Annotated in this window: 14 protein-coding genes, 1 pseudogene and 2 other annotated features; of the genes and pseudogenes, 5 read left to right on the top strand and 10 right to left on the bottom strand. The window is 40.8% G+C overall.

The window, feature by feature from the left end; all coding sequences use genetic code 11:
• The first annotated feature begins 604 nt into the window (after positions 1 to 604).
• A protein-coding gene (locus RNZ41_RS11000; RefSeq protein WP_156652133.1) for an IS3 family transposase occupies positions 605 to 1,827 on the top strand; the annotation gives its coding sequence in 2 pieces (ribosomal slippage) (positions 605 to 881 and positions 881 to 1,827; 1,224 coding nt in all).
• Positions 880 to 996 (top strand) — a sequence feature (AL1L pseudoknot). (Overlaps the previous gene by 117 nt.)
• A gap of 36 nt (positions 1,828 to 1,863) precedes the next feature.
• Here RNZ41_RS11000 and RNZ41_RS10995 read toward each other — a convergent pair.
• The 9 genes and pseudogenes from RNZ41_RS10995 to RNZ41_RS10960 form a co-directional block, all read right to left on the bottom strand.
• Positions 1,864 to 2,628 carry a hypothetical protein gene (locus RNZ41_RS10995; RefSeq protein ID WP_314027852.1) on the bottom strand — a complete coding sequence of 255 codons (765 nt, stop codon included), beginning with the start codon at positions 2,626 to 2,628 and terminating at the stop codon, positions 1,864 to 1,866.
• A protein-coding gene (locus tag RNZ41_RS10990) for an IS3 family transposase (RefSeq protein ID WP_156652133.1) occupies positions 2,618 to 3,840 on the bottom strand; the annotation gives its coding sequence in 2 pieces (ribosomal slippage) (positions 2,618 to 3,564 and positions 3,564 to 3,840; 1,224 coding nt in all). Before RNZ41_RS10990 ends, RNZ41_RS10995 begins: the two co-directional genes overlap by 11 nt.
• Positions 3,449 to 3,565, bottom strand: a sequence feature (AL1L pseudoknot). It overlaps the preceding gene by 117 nt.
• 222 nt (positions 3,841 to 4,062) lie before the next feature.
• Positions 4,063 to 4,515, bottom strand: a complete 453-nt coding sequence (gene umuD, locus RNZ41_RS10985; protein WP_076777055.1) for a translesion error-prone DNA polymerase V autoproteolytic subunit — start codon at positions 4,513 to 4,515, stop codon at positions 4,063 to 4,065.
• Positions 4,516 to 4,573: 58 nt separating this feature from the next.
• Entirely contained in the window at positions 4,574 to 5,530 is a 957-nt protein-coding gene (gene repM / locus RNZ41_RS10980) for a replication initiation protein RepM (RefSeq protein ID WP_065252193.1), read from the bottom strand.
• 526 nt (positions 5,531 to 6,056) lie between these two features.
• On the bottom strand, positions 6,057 to 8,384 hold the full coding sequence (locus tag RNZ41_RS10975; RefSeq protein WP_409950762.1) for a type I restriction endonuclease subunit R: 2,328 nt from the start codon (positions 8,382 to 8,384) through the stop codon (positions 6,057 to 6,059).
• A pseudogene (locus tag RNZ41_RS11825) lies at positions 8,363 to 9,263 on the bottom strand (type I restriction endonuclease); the annotation flags it as partial. The pseudogene RNZ41_RS11825 and the gene RNZ41_RS10975, both read right to left, overlap by 22 nt.
• A gap of 51 nt (positions 9,264 to 9,314) precedes the next feature.
• A complete protein-coding gene (locus RNZ41_RS10970; protein WP_314027851.1) occupies positions 9,315 to 10,298 on the bottom strand; it encodes a PDDEXK nuclease domain-containing protein in 984 nt (327 codons plus the stop codon).
• A 112-nt stretch (positions 10,299 to 10,410) separates the two neighbouring features.
• Positions 10,411 to 11,337 carry a ParB/RepB/Spo0J family partition protein gene (locus tag RNZ41_RS10965; protein ID WP_314027850.1) on the bottom strand — a complete coding sequence of 309 codons (927 nt, stop codon included), beginning with the start codon at positions 11,335 to 11,337 and terminating at the stop codon, positions 10,411 to 10,413.
• Positions 11,330 to 12,172 carry a ParA family protein gene (locus RNZ41_RS10960; RefSeq protein WP_007115656.1) on the bottom strand — a complete coding sequence of 281 codons (843 nt, stop codon included), beginning with the start codon at positions 12,170 to 12,172 and terminating at the stop codon, positions 11,330 to 11,332. The genes RNZ41_RS10965 and RNZ41_RS10960 overlap by 8 nt, the downstream gene beginning before the upstream one ends.
• Positions 12,173 to 12,415: 243 nt before the next feature.
• Here RNZ41_RS10960 and RNZ41_RS10955 point away from each other — a divergent pair, with 243 nt between their 5' ends.
• The 4 genes from RNZ41_RS10955 (at position 12,416) to RNZ41_RS10940 (ending at position 14,129) form a co-directional block, all read left to right on the top strand.
• A complete protein-coding gene (locus RNZ41_RS10955) occupies positions 12,416 to 12,607 on the top strand; it encodes an AAA family ATPase (RefSeq protein WP_158523516.1) in 192 nt (63 codons plus the stop codon).
• Positions 12,608 to 12,781: 174 nt separating this feature from the next.
• On the top strand, positions 12,782 to 13,387 hold the full coding sequence (locus tag RNZ41_RS10950; protein WP_314027849.1) for a recombinase family protein: 606 nt from the start codon (positions 12,782 to 12,784) through the stop codon (positions 13,385 to 13,387).
• A 104-nt stretch (positions 13,388 to 13,491) separates the two neighbouring features.
• On the top strand, positions 13,492 to 13,809 hold the full coding sequence (locus tag RNZ41_RS10945) for a type II toxin-antitoxin system RelE/ParE family toxin (protein WP_239743807.1): 318 nt from the start codon (positions 13,492 to 13,494) through the stop codon (positions 13,807 to 13,809).
• Positions 13,800 to 14,129: a helix-turn-helix domain-containing protein gene (locus tag RNZ41_RS10940; protein WP_060995271.1), complete on the top strand. Its 330-nt coding sequence runs from the start codon at positions 13,800 to 13,802 to the stop codon at positions 14,127 to 14,129. The genes RNZ41_RS10945 and RNZ41_RS10940 overlap by 10 nt, the downstream gene beginning before the upstream one ends.
• A 202-nt stretch (positions 14,130 to 14,331) precedes the next feature.
• Here the strand turns inward: RNZ41_RS10940 and RNZ41_RS10935 are convergent, their stop codons facing one another.
• Entirely contained in the window at positions 14,332 to 15,834 is a 1,503-nt protein-coding gene (locus tag RNZ41_RS10935) for an NCS1 family nucleobase:cation symporter-1 (protein ID WP_314027848.1), read from the bottom strand.
• Between the last annotated feature and the right edge of the window lie 14 nt (positions 15,835 to 15,848).

Raw genomic sequence — 15,848 nt, 5'->3', positions numbered from 1 at the left:
CATTGAATCATTGATTCAGTTGTTGCAACAGCTAAATCGTATTCATCCACGACTAAAAAAAATTTGACAAGTTCATGAGTGGGTATATGAAACCATTCTGAGTCTCCAGTATCGGAAAATTTTGACGATAAAGTATCATCCAAAAACTGTTGCCAATTTTTTTTATATTTTTCAGCATAAATCAGGATGGTGTCTTTTCCACCCCAAAATCGACTCCATAGTTTATTCAAACGAACGCTATGTAGTGCAATTGTATAGGACCTTTTTGTGCCCCTAAGCTTACAACTCATTAAAAACACTTTATCAAGGTTTCTTCTGAGGTTGTCAGGAAAATCATTTTCATCTTCTAATAGTTTTTCATAAGATTCGATAATATTAAGCTCTTGATTTTTTCCTACCCAATAATCTATCCAACTATCAATAAAATCTTCAGTGGAGTATAAACCTTGTGCTTTAAGTTCATTGGATAATGCTTTTAAATTAGCTGGTGGATATATAGAGACATCTATATCTATAGACTTACTTAGATCAGAAGAAGAGCTGTTATCTCTGGGTGAACCGTCCCGGGATTGTCGGAGACCTAAAACTCTGAGACAATGCCCTTATGAAAAGCAAACAATACTCAACTGAAGTCAAGACTCGAGCTGTAGAGTTACTCATCGAATCACAAAAAGATTATCCCTCACTGTGGGCGGCCATCCAAGCCATTGCCCCTAAATTTGGCTGCACACCTGAAACCCTACGTTCATGGCATCAAAAGCACCTAGCTAGGCAAAATCCTGTGACCGTTACTACTCAAAGCCAAGCTGCTCGTATCGCTGAACTTGAGCGAGAAAACCGAGAACTCAAACAAGCGAACGAAATCATTCGCAAGGCAGCCGCTTTTTTCGCCCAGGCGGAGCTCGGCCGCCCACACAAGTGATGGTCAAATTCATCGATGATGAAAGGAAAAAGTATGGGGTCGAGCCGATTTGTAGAATACTGCCAATTGCCCCATCCACCTACTATCGCATCAAAGATGGGCAAGCAAATCCAGACAAGCAAAGTCGACGCAAACAAAGCGACAAACACCTCATGGCGCAAATCAAACAGATTTGGCAAGACAGTGGCTGTCGATACGGCATTCGTAAAGTCTGGCATAAGCTTAAGCAAGATGGTATGCCCAAATTAGGTCGCTGCACGGTTGAACGCCTGATGAAACAGCTTGGCATACAAGGCGTATGGCGGGGTAAAGGCAAAATTACCACTAAGCCGAGAGAGGATCAAGACAAGCCTGCTGATTTGGTCAAACGCAACTTTACTGCTGATGCCCCAAACAAGCTGTGGGTGGCTGACTTTACTTACATCAAGACCAAAACAGGCTGGGTTTATACCGCCTTTGTCATCGATGTGTTCAAACGAGTTATCGTGGGTTGGAAAGTATCTAATCATATGGACACTCAGCTAGTGCTAGATGCTCTAAATCAGGCGCTAGATGTCAGAGACCGTCCTAAAGGGGTGATTCATCATTCCGATAAGGGTAGTCAGTATCTATCGATTAAATACGGTGAACGGCTTAAACAGTCTGGACTTGCTGCCTCAGTCGGCACGACAGGTGATTCTTACGACAATGCCCTAGCTGAAAGCGTCAATGGGCTGTATAAAGCGGAGGTGATCGATTACTTAAAACAAGAATGGGATGGTGTAAATGATGTTGCTCTAGCGACCCTTGATTGGGTACACTGGTACAATCATGAACGATTGCATTCTACCAATGGATATGTGTCACCTATTTATGCGGAAAATATCTACTATTGTTCATTAAATCTGTCAGGTCATGCTGCCTGACTCAAGTAAACCTGTCTCCAATAAAACCAGGACAGTTCAGGGTGCGGGTGGAAAACCACCCAAAAACTCTAGTTGTTCGTTCAGAATGGTCTTTAAAGAAGGGTTTTCATTGGCTCGTAACTCCAGCTGTTTTAAAGCATCATAAGTGGTTTGTGATAATAATAATGCTTTTTCAGTTGCTGAGTTAAGGGGAAAGTTTATAATAAATTGTTCAAGAATATTGGTGCAAAGTGACCAGTTATGTTCAGCAATATGATACTCAAACTCATCTGATAGACGATCTGGTAAATATTGAGCTATTAATTTGATTCTCCACTCAGGTATATGTCTATTTTCTCTTTCAGAATATTCAAATATATCAGTAGTAAAAGGAGTTAGTCGTTTTATCCAGTCTTCAATATTTCCAATATGATTTTGAGCACAGGCATCAATAGCTTCATACACATCATTTAGTGTTACGTCTTTACGCCAGCCGTAACCATATATATGCTGTGCCGTATTTTTTAAACCAACTGCTAGCTCGTTATTTAAACCATATTTGAAGGCAAGCTTAGTTATTTCTAAACTATCATTTACCAAATAGTTGGTAAGATCTTTTTTTATTGATAACTCTTCGAATGAACTATGTATCGTCTTTTCAACAACGTTTCTAGGAACAGTTATTGTAATACCGTGTTCAAAGGCAGATTGTAGCCAGTTTTGTGCAAGCCATAAGCTATTAGTAGTTAGATAGTCGAAGTCAGGCTCGCTATGAACTGTCCTGGTTTTATTGGAGACAGGTTTACTTGAGTCAGGCAGCATGACCTGACAGATTTAATGAACAATAGTAGATATTTTCCGCATAAATAGGTGACACATATCCATTGGTAGAATGCAATCGTTCATGATTGTACCAGTGTACCCAATCAAGGGTCGCTAGAGCAACATCATTTACACCATCCCATTCTTGTTTTAAGTAATCGATCACCTCCGCTTTATACAGCCCATTGACGCTTTCAGCTAGGGCATTGTCGTAAGAATCACCTGTCGTGCCGACTGAGGCAGCAAGTCCAGACTGTTTAAGCCGTTCACCGTATTTAATCGATAGATACTGACTACCCTTATCGGAATGATGAATCACCCCTTTAGGACGGTCTCTGACATCTAGCGCCTGATTTAGAGCATCTAGCACTAGCTGAGTGTCCATATGATTAGATACTTTCCAACCCACGATAACTCGTTTGAACACATCGATGACAAAGGCGGTATAAACCCAGCCTGTTTTGGTCTTGATGTAAGTAAAGTCAGCCACCCACAGCTTGTTTGGGGCATCAGCAGTAAAGTTGCGTTTGACCAAATCAGCAGGCTTGTCTTGATCCTCTCTCGGCTTAGTGGTAATTTTGCCTTTACCCCGCCATACGCCTTGTATGCCAAGCTGTTTCATCAGGCGTTCAACCGTGCAGCGACCTAATTTGGGCATACCATCTTGCTTAAGCTTATGCCAGACTTTACGAATGCCGTATCGACAGCCACTGTCTTGCCAAATCTGTTTGATTTGCGCCATGAGGTGTTTGTCGCTTTGTTTGCGTCGACTTTGCTTGTCTGGATTTGCTTGCCCATCTTTGATGCGATAGTAGGTGGATGGGGCAATTGGCAGTATTCTACAAATCGGCTCGACCCCATACTTTTTCCTTTCATCATCGATGAATTTGACCATCACTTGTGTGGGCGGCCGAGCTCCGCCTGGGCGAAAAAAGCGGCTGCCTTGCGAATGATTTCGTTCGCTTGTTTGAGTTCTCGGTTTTCTCGCTCAAGTTCAGCGATACGAGCAGCTTGGCTTTGAGTAGTAACGGTCACAGGATTTTGCCTAGCTAGGTGCTTTTGATGCCATGAACGTAGGGTTTCAGGTGTGCAGCCAAATTTAGGGGCAATGGCTTGGATGGCCGCCCACAGTGAGGGATAATCTTTTTGTGATTCGATGAGTAACTCTACAGCTCGAGTCTTGACTTCAGTTGAGTATTGTTTGCTTTTCATAAGGGCATTGTCTCAGAGTTTTAGGTCTCCGACAATCCCGGGACGGTTCATAAAAGCTATTGCAATCAATTAAGGCGTACATAAGGGTTCATAACAATGGCAAAAATAATTAAGACTAGTTTAGGCAAAAAGACAAGTCATCAAAATGACAAATGACGACTAAACGACAATGACCGTCGTGTGAGTTGTAAACAGCGATAAGAAATTAGATGAAATGAAAACTTACTTGTAGATAGGACGTTTAGTGCCGCGACCAATGGGGCGAATGACATTAGTGACCACACCAAATACTTCAAAGTCAATTTCACCGACTAAGGTAATGTCTTCAAAGGATTCGTTATGGGCAATTAAACTTGGATAAGGATAAAGATTGAGCTCTTTAACAGTGAATTCGTTAAATAAGCGAGCGACGATAATGTCGCCATGTTGGGGCTCAAGACTCCGATCCACCACCAGCAAGTCATTGGGATAGATACCGGCATCAATCATCGACAACCCATCGACTCTGACTAAGAAAGTGGCATTAGGATGATCGATACACAAGTCATTTAAATCCACACATTCTTCAACATACCCTTCAGCAGGTGAGGGAAATCCTGCTGGAATGGCTTCTAAAAACAAAGGAATGGGTTGGTAGCTTTGGGCTTCGAGTCGGTGAAGGATGGTGACGGTCATAATAGGGTCGTCATATTGATAATTGGTATGACTATGCTAATTTCATTAATCCTAAATTTCAAATTGATTTTTTAAATCCTACTTGCACTAAGTACTTTTCATAAAACTTAACTCGCTCAGGATCTGAAAGCTCATTGGCAATTTGTTCGGCAAACACGTCATAGTTTCGACCTGCCTCCCCTTTAGCAAGGTAAGATAATTCATGAAGCTTGGATAACTTTTTTGCAAAATGGTAACGCTGACTATCGGTCATTGGCACGAACATATCGAGGGTATTGGTATCACGTTTTACATCCTTTAATGGTGCTTCTTTATTTTTTAAAGTTACCGTAAAAATAAATCCTATGATACTCCGTCCCTCTTTAATTTGTTGGTAGGACACTTTTAAGTCAGTCACTTTATTAATTTCATTAACCGCCATATCTAAGACACGTTTTTTAAAATCAAACATCCTAGCATATTCGTTTTCTTGCAATCCTAACTGCGCTCTAAATGTTTCTAATTCAAATAAAGGGGTCTTTTTTGCCGCTTTCCATTGAACAAGTAATTCATATAACCGAGTTGAATAAGCGCTATCCAAACCAGATGTTTGTTGTAAAGAATACTGAGTAAAAAAATCAACTGCACCATCAATTCTGCTAATTCCCTTGACTACCGCTGGCGTAAAAGATAATTCAATTTCACCTTGGTTATCTAAATACCGCACTTGAGACAACCAACGACTTTTTACCAGTAGACCATCTTCATCAATAAAGCTAAATCGGCGATTAAACAATGTCTCTTCAGTTTCTTTAATCCTCATATAGGCATTTTGTCGCGTAGTTTCAAATACCTCTACATAGCGTGACGCACTAATTGTTAAAGGCGTAGATGGATCTAGACCTTTTCCACTTTCACGAGCATCTACAATCGCTAATTGGATAATTCGTATTTCAGCTAGGCTTAAATTTTGAAGTGCAGAATTAAGTCTATTAGACTTAACGACTATATCTTTTTGAGTTGAAGATTTAGACATTTGAGTTTATTTTAAAAACTTATTTAAGACGATTATATTTTTTATGTCGTTTAAACGCAACAGATATATTATGCGTTTTATATGAATCATTAGGAATTAAATTGGTAATAAAATGTCGTCTTATAATAAATTTATCTGAATCAATCCTGAGGTAACAATTTGTCGTCCTATTATTTTAAAAATTTTAAGGTAACTAAATGTCGTCTAATAATATATATTTAGATATCTTTATTTAAGGTAACTAAACGTCGTCTTATGGGTAACTAAACGTCGTCTTATGGGTAATTAAATGTCGTCTTATAGGTAACTAAACGTCGTCTTATAGGTAACTAAACGTCGTCTTATAGGTAACTAAACGTCGTCTAATATCTTATATAAGCCTTGGTGTAGGCGACTTGCGGCTTGTTTAAAAACTATTAAAAGTATTTAAAAACATTAAAAACCTAATTTTCTCATTAAAATAGTGAGGTAATGAAACGTCGTCTTATTTTTTTATCAAAAACAGTAAATAAAATATAGAGCTTTTTTAGCTAACTAATTGATCAGCAATTACCTCTGCTTGATGTAATACGAGTTCTGTAGCTAAAAGCTCCATATCAGGTGGATAACCATATTTCCTGAGCAAACGTTTTACGACAGTACGAATTTTGGCTCTAGCAGATTCTTTGATTGTCCAATCAACACTTATGTTATTACGAATGGTTGATGTTAAAACAATGGCGAGTTCTCGCAGTTTATCTTTACCCATGAGTTCTTTGGCACTGTCATTTTCGGCAACCGCAGAGTAAAACGCATATTCAAAATTAGTGAGTTTAAGTTCATTGGCTAAATTGTCAGATAGTTTGATTTCTTTGGCTAACTTAATAAGCTCTTCAATTACTTCAGCTGCAGTTAAGACTTTGTTCTGGTAGCCTTTGATAGCGTTGTTGAGCATCTCCATGAGCTTTTTGCCTTGGGTAACGCTGTGTTGCTCTCGCACTTTTATTTCATCATTCAGTAGTTTTTTAAGAGTTTCTAGAGCGATGTTTTTGTGTTCATAATCTCGCATTTCTTCCATAAATTCATCAGATAAGATAGAGATGTCAGGTTTTTGAATACCAGCGGCATTAAAGATATCGACGACCTTTTCACTGACCAAGGCTTGGTCGATTGTTTGTCTGACTCTGGTTTCTAATTCGGTGTCGCTAATCCCTATTGGATTGGGTGAATTTTCGTCAAATTTGGCAAGACATGCTTTAACCGCTTGGAAATACGCTACAAGGGGTGCATTTTCCATTGCGGTAGGATGGGGTACGGCTAGGGCAAAAGATTGACTGAGCGAGCTTACGGCACGAATAAAACGGGTCTTTCCTTCCCCTTGCTCAATGCCTAAGATAAAATCTTCGGATTCGAGAATGATTTTGAGTTTTTCAGCGGTGTCTGAGGTAAAGTATTTGTGATAGTCGTAACCGTGCATAATGCCGTCTAACACTTCCAGTTTTTCTTTCATGATAATGACGGCTTCATCTTGCACCACGGCTGGGTCGCCCTTACCGCCAGCATCTGAGTAAAAGCTCAAGGCTTCTTTCAGATCGGCAGCAATACCCAGATAATCAACGATCAAGCCCCCTGCTTTATCCTTGTACACCCGATTGACACGGGCAATCGCTTGCATTAAGTTATGACCTTTCATCGGTTTATCGATGTAAAGCGTGTGCATACTGGGAGCGTCAAAGCCTGTTAGCCACATATCCCGCACGATAACCAGTTTGAGCTTATCCTCTGGGTATTTCATACGGTTGGCTAAAATTTGGCGGTCTTTTTTCGTTGTATGATGCTTGGCAAGAGCTGCCCCATCTGCTGCCGATGAGGTCATAATCACTTTGATGACGCCGTCGTATAAATCACCACCGCTCCACGCTGGGCGTAATGCAATTATCGCATTGTACAAATCCACTGCAATCCGCCGAGACATGGCAACAATCATGCCTTTACCTTGGTTGGCATTGGCAAATAGGCGTTGTTCAAAATGTTGTACGATGTCGGCAGCGACCGCTTGGATACGGTCATGGCTACCGATTAAGGCTTCGGCTTTGACCCATTTGGCTCGTGCTTGTTGGGTGGCGGTGAGTTCATCTTCGTTAAATTCTTCATCAAAGTCGGCTATCAATTTTTTGCCTTCGTCACTAATCGCCACTTTGGCAAGCCGTGATTCATAGAAAATCCGCACCGTTGCCCCATCTTCAACGCCTTGGGAGATGTTGTAAATATCAACATAATCACCAAACACCGCTGGGGTGTTGACATCGTTTTTTTCAATCGGTGTGCCTGTAAAGCCTAGATAAGTGGCATTGGGTAAGGCATCACGCAAATATTTGGCAAAACCATAAACCGTGCGTTTGCCTGTCACGTCGCCAGCATCGTTTTTGACATCGACTTCTTTGGCGGCAAAGCCATATTGTGAGCGGTGTGCTTCGTCGGCGATGACGATGATGTTATGGCGTTCGGACAGCGTGTCATAGACATTGCTACCGTCTTCTGGCTGGAATTTTTGAATGGTAGTAAAAATGACACCGCCAGAATTGACTTTAATTAGTTCTTTGAGCTGCTCTCGATCTTCGGCTTGTTTTGGAGATTGCCTAAGCAATCGAACCGATGCCGAGAATGTGGCAAAAAGCTGGTCGTCTAAGTCGTTACGGTCGGTCAATATAACCACGGTTGGGTTATTCATGGCAAGCACGATTTTGGCTGTATAGAACACCATTGACAGGGATTTTCCCGAGCGTTGAGTATGCCAAACGACGCCTGCTTTTTTGTTACTAAGATTATTTTTTGGGGTGTCATCCTCATCACTATTTTCACTACTCGCTCGGATGGTTGATAATACTGCCTTATTAACCGCATAATACTGATGATATGCCGCCATTTTTTAATATTACCGATGATGATAATACCGTTTTTGTCTTCGGTTTTTTTAGCTTCAAAGACAATAAAATGCCGTACCATATCTAGTAGTGTGACTGGGTTAAGCAAACCTTGAATTAAGACATTAAGTTGTGGCTCGTGGCGGTGGGCTTCTGTGTCGCCTGTTTTGGTTTTCCATGTCATATAACGGCTAAAATCCGCCGAAAGTGTCCCTGCTTTGGCCTCTAGTCCGTCTGATACCACGCAGAACGCATTGTAGGTAAATAGTTGGGGGATTTGGGCTTGGTAGGTTTGGATTTGGTTATACGCGCCTTGAATAGTGGCGTTGGCATCGGTGGCGTTTTTTAGTTCGATAACGACGAGCGGAATGCTATTGATATACAAAATAAGGTCGGGTCGGCGTTTATATTTGCCTTTGGGGCTATCATGGGTGATGGTGAGTTGGTTAATGACCAAAAATTCGTTGTTGCTCGGTTCGTTCCAGTCAATTAACCAGACCTGCTTGCCTTGACTGTTGCCGTCCTTGTGGATTTCTAGGGCGATGCCTTCGGTAAGCCAACGGTGAAAGGCTAAATTATTGCAGACATTATTGGGTGTGGTGAGTTGGTTATGTTGGCTGATACGCTTCAAGGCATTGTTCTGGGGTGAGTTGTGGGTCGATGGTAGCGATAGCTTGTAGGACATTGTCTTGGAGCAAAACTTGGCTATAGGCTCGTAGGGGTTCGATGCCATAGGGTTCGATATCGACGCCATAAACGTGGCGATAGCCGATGGCTTGAAGTTGTTCGATAGCCATTTGTTCGCTGTCAGATTCGTAAACTTTGCTCATGGGAATGTCCGTATTCTTATTTTTTGGAGAGTGTGGCAATTTGCCACAGTTTTATTTGTCTAATTCTAACTCGTTCAACATTTTTTCTAATTGATAAACTGCAACGCCAATCGGTTGGGGGTTTTGATTGAGTGCATATTCAACCACGACTTCGTTACGACTTTTACAAAGTAACAAGCCTATTGTTGGTGTGTCATGTTCGGTTTTGAATTGCCTATCGACTGCAGTCACGTAGAAATTGAGTTGCCCGATATGCTCAGGTTTAAAATCGCCTGTTTTCAATTCGATGACAACGTAACAGCGAAGTTGCAGATGATAGAAAAGCAAATCGATATAAAAATCGTCACCACCAACTTCAATATGCCGCTGTTTGCCAACAAACGCAAAACCTGTCCCTAACTCGAGTAAAAATGCCATAATATGCTGGGTTAAAGCGGTTTCTAATTCTCGTTCATGATAGGCTTCGCCTAAGCTGAGAAAGTCAAAAATATAAGGATCTTTGAAAGTTTGGGTCGCCAAATCTGAATGTATCTCTGGCAATGTCTGCGAAAAATTATTGACGGCTTGTCCTGTGCGTTCTAGCAGACCGCTTTCTATTTGATGGACTAAGACATTGCGTGACCAACCATGTTCAATGGCTTTTTGGGCGTACCATAGTCTTGTTTCATTGTGAGAAAATTTATCCAATAGTACAAGATTATGACCCCATGGTAATAGTGCAACAGCCTGCTGCACTATTTGCTTATCTTGCCATGCTTCGGCAAACTTACGCATATATTTTAGGTTGCGAGTAGAAAAACCTTTGATTTCTGGGAATTCGGTGGATAGGTCTTTGGATAGTCTGTCAATAACTTTTGCACCCCAACCTTGTTGGTCTTGACGTTGTAGGATGTTTTGTCCGATTTGCCAATATAACAGCACCAGTTCTTGATTAACCGCAAGTATAGCTCGTTGTTGAGATGAGCGAATCTGTGTTTTGAGCTGATTGAGCCAGTCTTGGTAGCTCTGTTCGCTGGTTTGCTCGGTTAAAGACATTGATAATTTTCTCTTGTTTGGAAAGTGTGGCAAATTGCCACAGTTTCGATTTTTCATGATTAGTTAAAAAGTGTGGCAAATTGCCACAGTTTTTCTTTTTTGGATAGAAAGTTTAAGATGACACATTTTTTGTCATTAACATTTCGATAAATTGCTCAATCTCAGTGCGTTGTTGTTGGTCTAAGTCTTTGGCATTGATTTCGACCAAATACTTTTTGCCTTTGTGATGAAATTTTCCAATGGGTTTACCTCCTGACAAAATCGGTTTAATGTCAGGTGCAGCAACTGGTGGACAATAAATTTGTGATTTAAGTTCTTTTAAAGACTCGCTTTGAATAAATTCTGCAATTCTGCCTTGCTCCAACTTACCTAACTCTAGTAACTCCCAAACACGACTTAGAACTTCATCAGTTTGTTGTTCAGAAAACTTGAATTGATTCAATACCTGCTTAATGTCATACGCTGCCGAGCGGGATAATAATTTTGGCTTGGTAGCAACCTTATTCAAAAATGATGTTGGTAAGTCGTGATAGGCAAGATAGCGGTACATTTCTTTGCGGTCAAGACCGACAGCTTCAGCAAGACGAGATTTATTGGGAAAATGTTTCTCGATATTACGCAGTGCTTGAGCGATTTCATAATCGCACAAATCTTCACGACTGGCATTTTCGGCGAGTGCTAAAATGGCAATCTCGCTATCGCTTGCTCGTGACACAATCGCATCGATATGGGTTTTGCCAAGAAGTTCGTGAGCCTTAAAACGGCGTTCCCCTGCAATCAGCTCATAATCGCCTAAGCCTGTTTCTCGTACGGTAATGGGTTGTAGCAGTCCCATTTCTTTGATGGATTCTGCAAGATTGGCGATTTCTGTTTCATCAAATACTGTTCTGGGCTGAAAGGGATTAGACTTGATTTTATCAAGTGGTAATCGTTTTAACTCATTACCGACATCTAAATAGGTCGATTGGTTGGCATTGGCATGACGGGCGTTGTTATCAGCTAATTTTTGAGCCAATAATGTTTTTATATCTTTACTCATCATCAACTCCTTCAGTAGCCTGGAGTTCTACATCAGAATTATCTGTTTTGAGGTATAGCTCATTTGCTACCCAAACAGCTAATTTACGAAATTCGCGGGCGACTTTGGAGGAACGGTCGATTTTCTGAATGCTGGTCTGCGCCATGGCAGCTTGGTTAATTTTGGTACTGGTTGGAATCTTAACTGGAATGAGCTTTCCAATTTGTTCTTTGGCTGAGCTTTCAATCAGTTTACAGACGGTTTGACGTTCATCATGGCGAATCAGTAATGCACCCAGTAAGTTCAGATTAGGATTTATACGATGAATCTTTTGTAGATGACGTGTTAAGTCAGTCACGCCATACATACCGTACTGTGATCCCGATTCTATCGGTATAATTAAATCGGTCGCAGCTGCTAAAGCATTACTGGTCAAAAGTTTAAGACTGGGTGGACAATCAATCAAAATAACATCATACAAACCTATAAGTGGTGATATTTTGTCACGCAACTCTTCAGAAGGACGCGGTGTGTCTTCTTTTAGCTTATCTTCTGTCATGCCTAGTGCTAAAGAACCGTAAATTAAAGATACCCCTTCAAGATAAGTATCTTCATGAATTGCAAGGGGTAGCTTCTCGGGCTCTGACAATAGTAATTCTGCAATAGTCACACTGACTTCACTAGGGTGTTCTTTTCCAATGTGTAGGCTAGCGTTAGCTTGTGGGTCAAGATCAATGACAAGCACGGATGAACCGAGTTTAGCGAGTTCCGCTGCAAGATTAACCACGGTCGTCGTTTTGCCACAGCCGCCCTTATGGTTAGCAACGGCTATTATCTTAGTGTTTTTATTTATCATTTGTGTTCGATACCATTCAAAAACGTGTATGATAGTATATAAGATTAGGCAACAAATAGCGATTATTTCCAAATAAAAAAGTGTGGCAAATTGCCACAGTCATAGTTTTTTATTAAGTCATTTTTAGTTCAATTTCATTTACAATATGAAATTGAACTAAATTTAGAATGATTTCCTTATGTATATCCCAATCATCTTCATTCAATCTTAGCCACACTTATCACTCAATGCCCTGCCATTATAGTGACAGGCGCCAGAAAATTCGGTAAATCAACCTTGCTCAAGCATATTGCACAGAGTCAAGGTAAATATTATCAACACATCAACTTTGACGACCCACTACAATTGGCACCAGCAAGTGATGAGCCGATGCTATTCATGCTTAATCATACAGGCAAGACAGAGTTGCTTGCCTTGCCAATCAGCTATCTGTAACTTTTTTTCAAGGTAAACAGTTGCGTAAATTTTGAAGTTTTTTATCATAACGATAAATTACGAAAATCAATTATAATGCACAATTTTTATTTTTTAATATTTTAAATTATCATAACTTTAAGTTATGATAAATTTTATTCACGACAACATATAATTTATCTTGAGAATTACACCATGGGTTTCATCGGTTATGCTCGAGTATCCACATCGGAAGGAAAACAGTTACTAGATCGTCAAGTTGATGCGTTAACAGAAATTGGCTGTGAACGGATTTTTGAAGACAAAGCATCAGGCAGTAATTCCCAACGTAAAGGCTTGGATGAGTGTCTCAACTATTTAAGAAAAGGTGATGTGTTGGTTGTTTTGGATTTAGATCGGTTAGGGCGGTTAGCCAGTGACCTGATTAAACTCATTGATGAGCTGGCAGAAAAAGACATTGGCTTTAAAGCGATTAACTCACCAATGGATACGACAACCCCTGCAGGTCGAGCGTTTTTACAAATTCAAGCGGCGTTTGCTGAGATGGAACGTAACATTATCCGCCAGCGGGTGAAAGAAGGGATTGCAGCAGCTCGGGCTCGAGGACGAAAAGGTGGCAGGCCTAGAATCATGACCGCTGAGAAACTTCGCTATGCCCAACATCTCATGCAAGACCAAACCAAGAGTATCCCAGCGATTTGCAGGGAACTAGGCGATATTCCCAGTAGTACGCTATATCACTATGTGACGGCGAAAGGGGAGTTAAAAAAGGCAGGGGTAGATTTGCTAAATTCTGAATAACCTTCGTATTACCTGTTTTTTTAAGCCTATAGCATTTAAATTTTGAGGTTAATTTTAAATGCATAGTCTGTTATACTACTACAATGTAGTATGTGAGATTATTTATGTTTACCATTGTTGAAACGCCTTTGTATATAAGAATGGTTGATAGCCTATTAACCAAAGAAGAACAGGGCGAACTCCATACCATGATTAGCCAAAATCCTGATATTGGTGATGTCGTTCCAAAAAGTGGCGGTGTTCGTAAGGTGCGTTTTGCTAGGCAAGGTGGTGGTAAAAGCGGTGGTGTTAGAGTGATTTATTATAATCGCTTAGAAAACGGTAAAATCTTTATGCTATTGGTTTATGCCAAGGCGAAAACCGAAAATATTCCTGCTCATATACTAAAAGACTTGGTAAAGGAGTTAAACACATGGCAATAAAAAGCATGAAAGACTTAGATACTATTAACTTGGCTAACCATGAATTTACCGGGGATGAGCTCGGGGCATTATTGCTTGAAAGTGTCCGACAAGCTAAAGCCGGGCAAGGTGTAGTACGTGAGCAACCTGTTGTTAACGAAGCCATTGAAGCCAGACAGAATGTGGGACTATCACAACGAGAATTTGCTGAAATTCTAGGTGTGTCAGTCCGAACCTTACAAGCTTGGGAGCAAGGAAAACGCTATCCATCAAAAGCGGCTAGCGTTCTGCTGAAAATCGCAAAAGTTGAACCCCAAGTGCTACTGCGCGTTGCTCATTAAAAACTTTTGCTGTTAAGAATAGTTAGCATTTGTTTGATTGACAACTTGCTATACAAGAATGGGGGCTAAAAGCTCTTATTTTTTGCCCAGAATGAGATATCTAAAAAACGACCGTTTTTTAGACAAGTAAAAGATAGTTAAAAATAATCGACAAAAGTCCTGACAGTCCTATTTTTTCCGTTTTCTGTGCTGATCTCAATTTTTAATGATTATTGGTTTTTGGCATCAATATATAATACATGACTGCACCTAGACCACACCCAATAAACCAATTAAAATCCGCCAACTCTTTTAAGCCCATCAAGGTAATCGCCACACCCACCACTACCGCAGGGATTAAAGCCATTACCGCTTTAGGATTCCAGCCGTTGCTATACCAGTAAGCACCGCTTTGGTCAGTAGTGTATAAATCATCCACTTTAATCTCTTGTTTACGGATGAGATAAAAATCAGTCAGCAAAATCCCAAATAGTGGACCGATAAAGGCAGCTAAAATATCAAGGGTATAATGAATCACTTGTGGTGAATTAAATAAGTTCCAAGGCGTGATAAACACTGCACCAATCGCTGCAATAAAGCCACCCATGCGAAAGCTAATATTTCTTGGTGAAACGTTTGAAAAGTCAAAGGCAGGAGCAACGAAGTTCGCTACGATATTGATACCGATGGTAGCTGTAACAAAGGTTAGGGCACCCAATAACATAACTGTCACATTATCAATGCGAGAGACCGTATCAATCGGATCAGTTAGCATTTTACCAAATACAGGAATTGTACCTGACGTAATGACTACCGTCACCAAGGCAAATAAGGTAAAGTTAATCGGCAACCCCCAAAAATTGCCTTTTTTGACGTCATCGTAGCTTTTGCCATAGCGAGCAAAATCTCCAAAATTGAGCATCGGTCCTGAAAAGTACGACACCACTAAGGCAATCGCCGTAATCGTTGGTAAAATAGAATCCATGCCATGATATTTTACTTCAGCTAAGTTTAAATTGATATTTGCTAATCCTGCACGATTGACAATCCAACACATTAACGCAAGCATCACTACATACACCGCAGGTCCTGCCCAATCGATAAATTTTTTGATGGTATCAATTCCTCGCCAAAACACCAAAGCTTGAAGTACCCACATCACCATGAAGGCGAGCCAACCGAGCAAATTTAGCCCAAGCAAGTTGGTTTGTTCTAAGCTTTTCAAGCTTGGCATTGCCCATAGCAAGATAATTTCTAGTGATTTTGAAGCCAAAAAAGTTTGTACCCCATACCATGCTACCGCAATTAAACCACGAATAATCGCAGGCAAATTTGCCCCAAATACCCCAAACGGCATACGACATGCCACTGGATATGGTACGCCCGCTTGTTGGCTAGGTTTTGCCACTAGATTGCACAGGACTTGCACAATCATGATGCCGACAATTAATGCCAACAGCACTTGCCAACTTTGAATCCCCAACGCAAACAAACTACCTGCAAACACATAACCACCCACGCTATGCACGTCTGACATCCAAAAGGCAAAGATGTTGTACCAGTTCCAATCTTGGCGACTGCTTCGGTCTTTACCCGCCACTAATGGAGCAAGGTCTTCATTATATAAGCGGTCGCTATAGCCAGTTGGTAACTGATGCACCGTACCATACTGAGATATGATAGGTCTAGATGGAGTTTGGGCGATGATGGCAGATTTGTCGAGCATGACTTACTCCTTTT

This window comes from Moraxella sp. DOX410 (assembly GCF_032248735.1).
In the GTDB taxonomy this organism is placed as follows: domain Bacteria; phylum Pseudomonadota; class Gammaproteobacteria; order Pseudomonadales; family Moraxellaceae; genus Faucicola; species Faucicola tetraodonis.
The sequence above is the reverse complement of the archived record's forward strand: the minus strand, read 5'-3'. Positions and strand labels throughout refer to the sequence as shown.